Source organism: Proteiniphilum sp. UBA5463, from assembly GCF_002427225.1.
Classification (GTDB): Bacteria; Bacteroidota; Bacteroidia; order Bacteroidales; family Dysgonomonadaceae; genus Proteiniphilum; species Proteiniphilum propionicum.
Map to the genome: position 1 here is coordinate 75,231 of NZ_DIQL01000051.1, position 8,980 is coordinate 84,210.

At 36.7% G+C, this 8,980-nt stretch carries 9 protein-coding genes; 7 read left to right on the forward strand and 2 right to left on the reverse strand.

Annotated elements, in window-relative coordinates; all coding sequences use genetic code 11:
• Positions 1 to 470: 470 nt before the first annotated feature.
• Positions 471 to 1,271, reverse strand: a complete 801-nt coding sequence (locus tag B3B27_RS08595) for a helix-turn-helix transcriptional regulator (RefSeq protein WP_238866391.1) — start codon at positions 1,269 to 1,271, stop codon at positions 471 to 473.
• Between the two features lie 250 nt (positions 1,272 to 1,521).
• On the opposite strand from B3B27_RS08595, the gene B3B27_RS08600 reads away from it, so the two are divergent.
• From B3B27_RS08600 to B3B27_RS08625, 6 genes are all read left to right on the forward strand, one after another.
• On the forward strand, positions 1,522 to 2,037 hold the full coding sequence (locus B3B27_RS08600) for a DUF4199 domain-containing protein (RefSeq protein WP_238866389.1): 516 nt from the start codon (positions 1,522 to 1,524) through the stop codon (positions 2,035 to 2,037).
• Positions 2,038 to 2,061: 24 nt separating this feature from the next.
• Positions 2,062 to 3,012, forward strand: a complete 951-nt coding sequence (locus tag B3B27_RS08605) for a glycosyltransferase family 2 protein (RefSeq protein ID WP_238866387.1) — start codon at positions 2,062 to 2,064, stop codon at positions 3,010 to 3,012.
• Positions 3,013 to 3,106: 94 nt separating this feature from the next.
• A complete protein-coding gene (locus tag B3B27_RS08610; protein WP_238866386.1) occupies positions 3,107 to 4,123 on the forward strand; it encodes an FAD:protein FMN transferase in 1,017 nt (338 codons plus the stop codon).
• 62 nt (positions 4,124 to 4,185) lie between these two features.
• Positions 4,186 to 4,740 (forward strand): methylated-DNA--[protein]-cysteine S-methyltransferase, encoded by a 555-nt coding sequence (locus tag B3B27_RS08615; RefSeq protein WP_238866384.1) that lies wholly within the window; start codon positions 4,186 to 4,188, stop codon positions 4,738 to 4,740.
• 86 nt (positions 4,741 to 4,826) lie between these two features.
• Positions 4,827 to 5,780 (forward strand): hypothetical protein, encoded by a 954-nt coding sequence (locus tag B3B27_RS08620; RefSeq protein WP_286832681.1) that lies wholly within the window; start codon positions 4,827 to 4,829, stop codon positions 5,778 to 5,780.
• 17 nt (positions 5,781 to 5,797) lie between these two features.
• Positions 5,798 to 6,205: an A1S_2505 family phage non-structural protein gene (locus B3B27_RS08625; RefSeq protein WP_238866382.1), complete on the forward strand. Its 408-nt coding sequence runs from the start codon at positions 5,798 to 5,800 to the stop codon at positions 6,203 to 6,205.
• Positions 6,206 to 6,251: 46 nt separating this feature from the next.
• Here the strand turns inward: B3B27_RS08625 and B3B27_RS08630 are convergent, their stop codons facing one another.
• Complete coding sequence (locus B3B27_RS08630) at positions 6,252 to 7,175, reverse strand: hypothetical protein (RefSeq protein ID WP_238866379.1); 924 nt, start codon at positions 7,173 to 7,175, stop codon at positions 6,252 to 6,254.
• A 729-nt stretch (positions 7,176 to 7,904) separates the two neighbouring features.
• Here B3B27_RS08630 and B3B27_RS08635 point away from each other — a divergent pair.
• A partial coding sequence (locus tag B3B27_RS08635) for a right-handed parallel beta-helix repeat-containing protein (protein WP_286845424.1) occupies positions 7,905 to 8,980 on the forward strand: 1,076 nt, incomplete at its 3' end.

Genomic DNA, 8,980 nt, shown 5'->3' on the forward strand with positions numbered 1-8,980 from the left:
CCACATAAATGTTATTCCCGAATAAAAGAAAAAGTACGTTGCATTGTTCTTAACTAAATTAGTTAAGTGCTGCAAATATATATTTTCAATTTATCGTTATTATTAAAATTTTAATTACATAATATTACAAAACAGATGGACTATATTTCATAAACGACTGTTTAACGCTGTTGCTGATATTTTAATTGGAATTGCTATAAATTGCATAATAAATATTGTTAAACATTGCTCTGTTTCCAAAACCGGGCATGTTTGAAACCAGTACAGCAATGTTTCAATACTATAGCAATATAAATAAAGTACATTGTAGCTGAAATGATGTTAGCTATTCAGGAATTAGCTTACAGATTAAAATGCATTAAATATATCTGGCAGCAAAGGCAGGCATGGTGGTTAATATTTAAATATTTTGCTGATTACGTGAGATGGAGTGTAATGATTACGTTACTGCTATTTTCATTCAAAATGAATCAGAAGCCGGCTATAGTTATTTTATGTTGTTTTTCCTTCTTTCTTACAAGATTTTTCAGCATAAGAATCAATTCTTTCTTATTTAATATTCCCAGTTTTTTGTTGATGCGATGGATTGTAACAAATACAGAGACCAACGACCTGTTGGTAATAACCGCTATATCCTTTGTGTCAACATCATTTACAAGTAATCCGCACAAAATTACTTCACGATGTGATAAAGATGGATATGTTCTCTGGATAATGCGAAGCTCCTTCTCATAATATACTAAATCATCTAATGTGAGTTTTTGATTCCCCTCTCTGAAATACTTTGTCATTATTTCATCATGTATTATTTTACCGGGCCTGTTCAGATAAGGTTTTAACTTTGTCAATTCCTCCCTTATAGAATATAAAGAAGATAATGAGGCAACGGAATATTTTTCAGAAGCTTTTGAAAAATGAATAATAGTAATTTTACCTATTAAAGGATTTGAAAAACAAGAGAATGAGTAGTTCATAATTTCATGTTTTCCATCAAAAAGTATTACATGAATTTTTTGGTCTGTTACAATTCCGGGGGTTATTTTTTTTAGAATATCTTCAACGTATGGATTAATTTTTCTCCACGAATTAAGGTCAAAAACTGCGTCATCCTTCATTCCAAGAATTTCATATGCACACTTATTCAAAGCAACCTCATCATTATCAATAAAATAAACAGCTGTGGGATAAGGTATATCATCTATATCAATCAAAATTTTCCCATCTGATTGAAACAATCCACTCCTCCCTATCTCCAATTTTGGGGATTCCATACTGTTGTGATCTTTAAAACATGTCACAAATATAAAATGTATTGTCATTATTTCGATACTTTTTTGTTTAATAAATCTTAATTTAACGTGGATTTTTTAGTAGCACTATTTGATTTGCATGGGATTATAGAATTAACAATAAATTATATTGATTATAACCAATGAGTCCGGGCAGTCAAATTTTATTCAAAAATCTTCATTTTCTACTTTTTAATATTTTTGATTACTTTTGTATGATAAATTGTACTTAATGGAAGAGAACAGAAATCAATTGTTGAATTATACTACGTATGCAGGTATTTACCTTGGGTTATTCTGGGTTTTTAAATACCTGTTTGTAATTGCAGGGAATAGCTATCGGATATTCAACACAATTGGTTCGATACTGAGTTTTGGCACTCCCCTGTTGCTGTTTTATTTTCTTGTAAAATACAATACTTGTTTAATGCAGAACAAAATGAGTTTCTGGCATGGGGTTCAATTTTCAATATTGTTGTTTTTTTTCGCCTCCATACTCGAATCTCTTGTAGTGTTCATTCATGTTAAATGGATCGAACCTGCTTATATATCGAATCTATATGAGAAAATGATAGAGATGGCTCAGACAATAAATATAGGTAAATCCTTCGCATCACGCCTGGCAGAGCAACCCCTCCCATCAATATTTTCTTATATCATAAGCAATGTAATCCTGGCGGATGTTTTCCTGGGTTTCATTCTCTCTCTTATTGTAGTTCCCACGGCGATGCGTTTAAAAAAACTGTAAAATATTTAATGTTTTTTCAAATCGATGGATATATCAGTTGTAATACCGTTATTTAACGAAGAAGACTCGCTTCAAGAGCTGCACGACTGGATAAAACGTGTTATGCAGGAGAATGGTTTTTCATACGAAATTATTTTTGTAGACGATGGAAGCACTGATGGCTCCTGGGAGATCATAAAAAAGCTGAAGAACGGCTCCAATATGGTAAAAGCAATAAAGTTTAGACGGAATTATGGCAAATCGCCAGCACTGCATTGTGCTTTTCAAAAAGCAGAAGGCGATGTTATAATCACAATGGATGCCGATCTTCAGGATAGTCCAGATGAAATACCGGAGCTTTACCGTATGATCAGGGAAGATGGTTACGATCTGGTTTCAGGATGGAAAAAAAAGAGGTACGACGATAAACTGACAAAGAACCTGCCGTCCAAATTGTTTAACGCAACAGCCAGAAAAGTGTCAGGAATAAAACTTCACGATTTTAATTGCGGATTAAAAGCTTATAGCAAATCACTGGCAAAAAGCATAGAGGTGTATAACGATATGCATCGCTATATCCCGGTACTGGCCAAGAATGCAGGATATACTAAAATCGGTGAAATGGCAGTACACCACCAGGCACGTAAATATGGAAGGAGTAAATTCGGTGCCGACAGGTTCGTTAATGGTTACCTCGACCTAATGACTTTATGGTTCCTTAACAGGTTCGGGAAAAAGCCAATGCACTTCTTCGGGTTGTGGGGAAGCGTGATGTTCTTTATCGGTTTCATCGCAACCATTCTCGTAGGTTCAATGAAACTGTACGACATGCACCATGGGAACCCTTACCGCCTGGTTACCGAGTCGCCATATTTCTATATCTCTCTAACAATGATGATACTGGGAACACTTCTCTTTCTGGCGGGATTTTTGGGTGAGCTAATTTCAAGGAATTCGCCCGAAAGGAACTATTACCGGATTGAAGAAGAATTTTAAGAATAAGAAAAAAGTCACCTGCAAAAAGTCGATTTAGAATTTAAGACTGTTCATTAATATTTTAATTGTGTGAATGATGAAAATAACCAAACAGATGAGAGTTCAATATATAAATACACTTTCTTTGGTTTTAGTTTCACTGGTCCTGTCATGTAATTCAGTGAATAAAAAAGAGAATTATACATATCATCATGATCAAGGAGAGATCTTCACAACCGGCTATAATATAAAATATTCATACAGCCATTCACTTAAAGAGGAGATTGTGGCCGAACTCCACAAGTTCGATATGTCATTAAATCCTTTTAAAGATAGCTCAATAATATCAAAAGTAAATCGTAATGAGCAGGTGAAACCCGACTCTTTTTTCTTGAACGTATTCCTGAAATCGGAAGAGGTTTCACGAAATACCGGAGGAAAATTTGATATAACCGTATCACCGCTTATCAATGCATGGGGTTTCGGATTTAAGAATATCGACAGTGTAACACCTGAAATTATCGACAGCCTCAAAAGCTTTGTAGGTTACGAAAAAATAAGCATAGACAGTGATGGATACATTTTGAAAAGCGATCCCAGAGTACAGATAAATGCATCTGCCATTGCCAAAGGATATGCATGTGATGTGATAGCAGACCTACTGGAGAGTTACGGAATTGATAACTACATGGTTGAGATTGGCGGAGAGATTACTGCAAAAGGAGTGAACGAGAAGGGTGAGTGCTGGCGAATTGGAGTGGATAAGCCAATTGACGATTTTACAGGTATTCAGCACGACCTGCAGGTAATTCTGTCACTATGCAACAAATCAATGGCAACATCAGGCAATTACCGTAATTACTATATAAAAGATGGGAAAAAATATGCACACACCATAGATCCACAAACGGGATATCCCTCACAACTGGATATTCTTGGGGCTACAGTTATTGCCGACGACTGCATGACTGCCGATGCATATGCGACAGCCTTCATGGCAATGGGAATGGAGAGATCGATTGAAGTAGCCAGTAAACTTCCCGGGCTGTACTACTATTTCATTTACGAAAAGCAGGACAGCACCTTCGGCATAAAATATTCCGATGGTTTTGAACAGTTTTTATCCAATTAATGTATGCTTTATAAATTGTACATACTTATCTGCGTTGCTGATTACAAATAATATAACCTGAGATGAGCCAACAAGATAGAAATAATAATATTCTGTATATTACCGTAATGTCACCACATGAGGAAAACAGAATTAAAATAAAGTATAATATTTATTATTCGTTGTACGGTAAAGTTCTTATTGCTTCTACCAATACCGGTATCTGTTATATAGCCTTTGGCAACGAGAAAAATATGGAGTACGAACTAAAAAAAAGATACTCCGCAGCCATTCACATAAAAGAGAGCGAGAAAGTACACGATACAGCTCTTTCCCTTATTGACGGTAAAGTTGCCGACGACTTCCTTCCCCTACATATAAAAGGAACCAGTTTTCAGCTGAGAGTATGGGAAGAGCTGCTTAATATCCCATACGGGGAAACAACTACCTACAAAATTATCGCGGAAAATACAGGTAACCCCAAGGCTTTTCGGGCTGTTGGCTCTGCAGTGAAAGAGAATCCTATTTCATACATTATCCCATGTCACCGGGTAATAAGTTCAGACAAAAGCCTGGGTGGATATCACTGGGGTTTAGGCATAAAAGAGATGATGTTGAAAAACGAATCAGCAATATAATTACTTTAATCGATAGAAAATATTATTTTATAATCATGCGTAATCTTCTGTTTACAATATTGTCAATTGGCACATTAACATTTTGTTTGAGTGCGCAAGAATCAGACAGTATATTATATCCGAACTTCAAAGTGGACGGAACATTAAAAAATAAATTCGAATATGCATCTGAGACAGGTATGTATCGTTTTTCGGTACGGAACTCACGCATAGGCGTTTCGGGAAACATTAATACCTACTCTGCATACAAGGTTCAGGTAGAGCTCAGTAACGAAGGGAAGTTCAGTGTGCTGGATCTTAGTGGTACTTTAATGCCGGTTAACGGGCTCTCTCTTACCTTAGGACAGACAAGCATACCATTGTTTAACTCATATGTTGTAAGCCCTGGTGAAATGATGTTCGCCAACCGGGCGTTTTTGGGGAAATATTTCCTTAGCACCAGAGATCTAGGGGTTATGGCTAAATATAATCTTTTGCTTGGTACAGTTCCCGCCAAATTGGAGTTCGGAATGTTCAATGGAAATACAATAAATAATCCTGTTTGGAAAGAAGATATGGCTTACGGAGGACGCGTTGAGCTGGGAAAAATGCAGGGTGCGCGTGTAACAGCCAAAATTTATAACTATCCGAAAAGCGATTCCACCCATTTTGTCTTTTACGGAGCTGACTTTCGTTACAAAGGTGACAGGTGGAAGATTGAGACGGAAATCATGAAAAGAAAGAGTAAGACAGAATATCACAACAATATGCTATCATATTATGTGCAGGGTGCATATCTCTTTCCTGTCAAGACAAAAATGTTCGAGTTTATAAAACCTGCCATTCGCTGGGATGGCATTGATGAAAGTTCTGATAAGAGCGGATTGGATGTGAACCGTTTGACTGCGGGACTGGGGTTCGGATATAACAACAAACGATATTCTTCCTTGCTTAGATTAGATTACGAATGGTATTTCGTGAATAACAGCATGGATATATTCGCAAAAAACAGAGAGATGGATTCTAACAAGATCACGATGGAACTCCTGTTTACGTTTTAAATTTAAAAATCGATGAAATGAATAATTTACTGTTTAACAAAAGAACTACACCGGGATACATTTCCGATTTGAAGGAAAATGAGATATTTGTATATGGCAGCAATTTAGAAGGGAATCACCGTGGGGGGGCTGCCTTGACTGCCTATAAGAAGTTTGGCGCTGTCTGGGGAAAAGGTACCGGATTACAGGGACAATCATACGGAATACCTACTATGCACGGTGGTACTGAAGAGATAAAGCCCTATGTTGAAGAGTTTATCGATTTCGCTATTGCAAATCCCGAACTTACTTTTCTTGTGACACGTGTAGGCTGCGGCATTGCAGGTTTCCGTGATTCAGAAATCGCGCCTCTTTTTTCCCGTGCCGCAGATATATCCAATATAATGCTTCCGGAAAGCTTCTGGAATGTGCTTCTGCACAGATAATGATTTTCCGGGCAGAATCTTCATGATTACATACCCCTCTTAATTGTTACGATTTCCATGTAAACGTATAGCGGAGCGATGTAACACAATTGTGTAGTTCCTTGAACCTAATCAAACCTGAATTTGGTTCTCCTCTCAGGCTCGAGGCACCCATATCAATATAATCGAAACCCAGTTTTTTATAGTAATTGTAGCAATTAATATACATCAGGTTCATGACGCCTAAGCTTCTGTTTTCCATATCATCACCCAGGAAAATACATTGAACAATATTTTCATGTCCTCGGTAGAATATCCCGGCTCCTACGCATTTGGCGTTCTTGTCCCTGATAATGAAGAATTCTACCGGAAAAATTTCTTTAACTTTCAACAGATCGTCAAGGGTCATATAAATATCGCGCCCCTTTTCTTCCCGATTTCTCCTGATAACTCTGTAGGCCTCCTCCATCTCACTCCTGCAAGAAACCTCACACCATGTCAGGCCATGTTTCATAGCTTTTCTATAGTTCTGCAGCACCACACTTTTCACCCATTCTCCATTGAACTCTTTTAAATTAATCCAGTTGTTTATATCTGGCGTTTCCATCGTGAATCCCAGGCTAATAAACGCGTTCACCAATTTGGCGTTCATACTGGCCTGATATAGATTCGGGGGAAGTGTAATATATAGCTGTTTGAGCCCATTTTTAGAAATATAATCCTTCAGCTCAGAAATGAATACATAGACCACACGCAGCAACATATGCTCATACTTATAATGGAACCCGCCAAACGGGGCTGAAAAAGGAGATCGCATAATCCCATCTTTTGTGCCGGCCAACAAGCCAATAGAAGGATTATCATCCTTCATCAACCGGAGAATCTTGTCCTGTTTGTTTTCTACCAGTTCTACAAACTGTTCTGTGATAAAAGGACTTGAGTCTGTAGAGAAATGTTTTCTGTATTCCTCTTTTGAAACCTCTATCAGCATCTCATTTGTTTTTAATGAATAACCTCTGATAATATCGTAATAGCAACATAATATTTAATAACCCGTATAAATATGCAGTTAACCATCTTGACTTACTAAATTTACGTAAAAATAAATATCACATCCTGCATACCTGATAAGTTGATAAATAATATTTTTTTGTTTCTGGAATATCCAACACTGAAAAGCAAATATCATTCACCTGAGAACATTAAATGGTAAAAAATGTAATAATAAAGAAGAAACTGAATCTTTTTATTATTAAGTGCGCTTTAATTATTTTTACATTTATCACCCATATATTAATTTAAAAACGATATATTTTACAGATATTGTTATGCTGTTACAATATTTTACTTAACTTAAATAGTTAAGTGTAGCAAAATTATACCTGCATTTTCTCAATTCTTTCTATTTTTTACTTACATAATATTACATTATAAGTTAAGAATATTGGAAAATTGTTTATGAGATTATCTTTGATAATGATCTCTATTTATAATAATTATAAATAATCTCAGTGTGGTGGTTAACTCAAATTAATTCTTTTTAATTTCAATAAAATGATCATATATTTGATTGTTTTTTAACATGATAGTATAAATAAAATCGACTATATTTGTAAAACAATCATCATGCAACAGCTAACGTTTAATTTATTCCACCACTCCATAATTTTATCGATTAAGCTGCCATGGATGAACGCCTAATCATTAATTTTTTTTTTAAATGAAACTAAACTCCACTCTCTGTCATATCATCTTTGCTATGATATGCATTGCCTTTCCATTGCACAATTCTTATGGGCAAGGATCCCGTTATACCGGGAATTACACCAAATCGGCGCCGATAAAATATATCGGCAAAAGTAATTTCGTAATTGAAGGATTGGAAATTTCGAGCGCCAGCGAAATCTGCATTGCCTTATATAATTGCGAAAATGTAACTATCAGAAATTGCAAGCTGGGGCCAAGCCCGCTGAAAAGAGGCATCTATTTATGGATGTGCAAAAATGTGACCATCATCGATAATACGTTTGAAAACGTGCAGTCGGGAATGCTGGCATCTACCTCTCAGGAAATTAAATTTGAGTACAACGATCTTACAAACATACTTGGAAAATTAAAGGGTTCCGATGAGTTTGGAGTGATGGCTCAATTTATTCAGGTATCGGGTGCGGGCAGCAGCATTAGTTACAATGTGTGCGAGAACTTTCCCGGGGACAGTTCTCCCGAAGACCTCATCAACATAAACCAGTCGAACGGCACTGCCGAAAGCCCTATTGTGGTCAGAGGAAACTGGATTAGAGGCGGAGGCCCTTCAGGTTCGGGTGGAGGAATCAATCTTGGTGACATTGGCGGCTCTTATCAGATTGCCGAAGATAATGTATTGGTAAACCCTGGGCAGTACGGAATTGCTATTTCAGGAGGCAACAATATGACCCTGAGAAACAATAAAGTGTATGGTACACGAAATTACTTTACCAATGTGGGAATGACTATGTGTAATTGGTACGGGAATTTAGGAGCATCATATAATATCACAGCTGCAAACAACAGCATCAATTACACTAATAAGGATGGTTATGTGAATAACTGGTGGATTGCGACAAACATGGAACCAGTTTCCGGCAAAGAGACCAACAGGTATGATTCAAGCATAAATGAATCAATTCTACCCGATAAAATCATCGGAAGAGCCATATCATCAACCACTCCTACAGATCCGAATCCAGGGGGAGGAACAGTAGTTATTCCTGATGATAAAACCGGGGGAACCGGAGAAACTGGCGGAACTGACCAAAC

Bases quoted from the DNA above. Each gene is read 5' to 3' on its own strand.
- B3B27_RS08595 (WP_238866391.1), bottom strand. From the start codon at position 1,271: ATGGAATCCCCAAAATTGGAGATAGGGAGGAGTGGATTGTTTCAATCA.
- B3B27_RS08625 (WP_238866382.1), top strand. From the start codon at position 5,798: ATGAATAATTTACTGTTTAACAAAAGAACTACACCGGGATACATTTCC.
- B3B27_RS08600 (WP_238866389.1), top strand. From the start codon at position 1,522: ATGGAAGAGAACAGAAATCAATTGTTGAATTATACTACGTATGCAGGT.
- B3B27_RS08605 (WP_238866387.1), top strand. From the start codon at position 2,062: ATGGATATATCAGTTGTAATACCGTTATTTAACGAAGAAGACTCGCTT.
- B3B27_RS08615 (WP_238866384.1), top strand. From the start codon at position 4,186: ATGAGCCAACAAGATAGAAATAATAATATTCTGTATATTACCGTAATG.
- B3B27_RS08610 (WP_238866386.1), top strand. From the start codon at position 3,107: ATGAGAGTTCAATATATAAATACACTTTCTTTGGTTTTAGTTTCACTG.
- B3B27_RS08630 (WP_238866379.1), bottom strand. From the start codon at position 7,175: ATGCTGATAGAGGTTTCAAAAGAGGAATACAGAAAACATTTCTCTACA.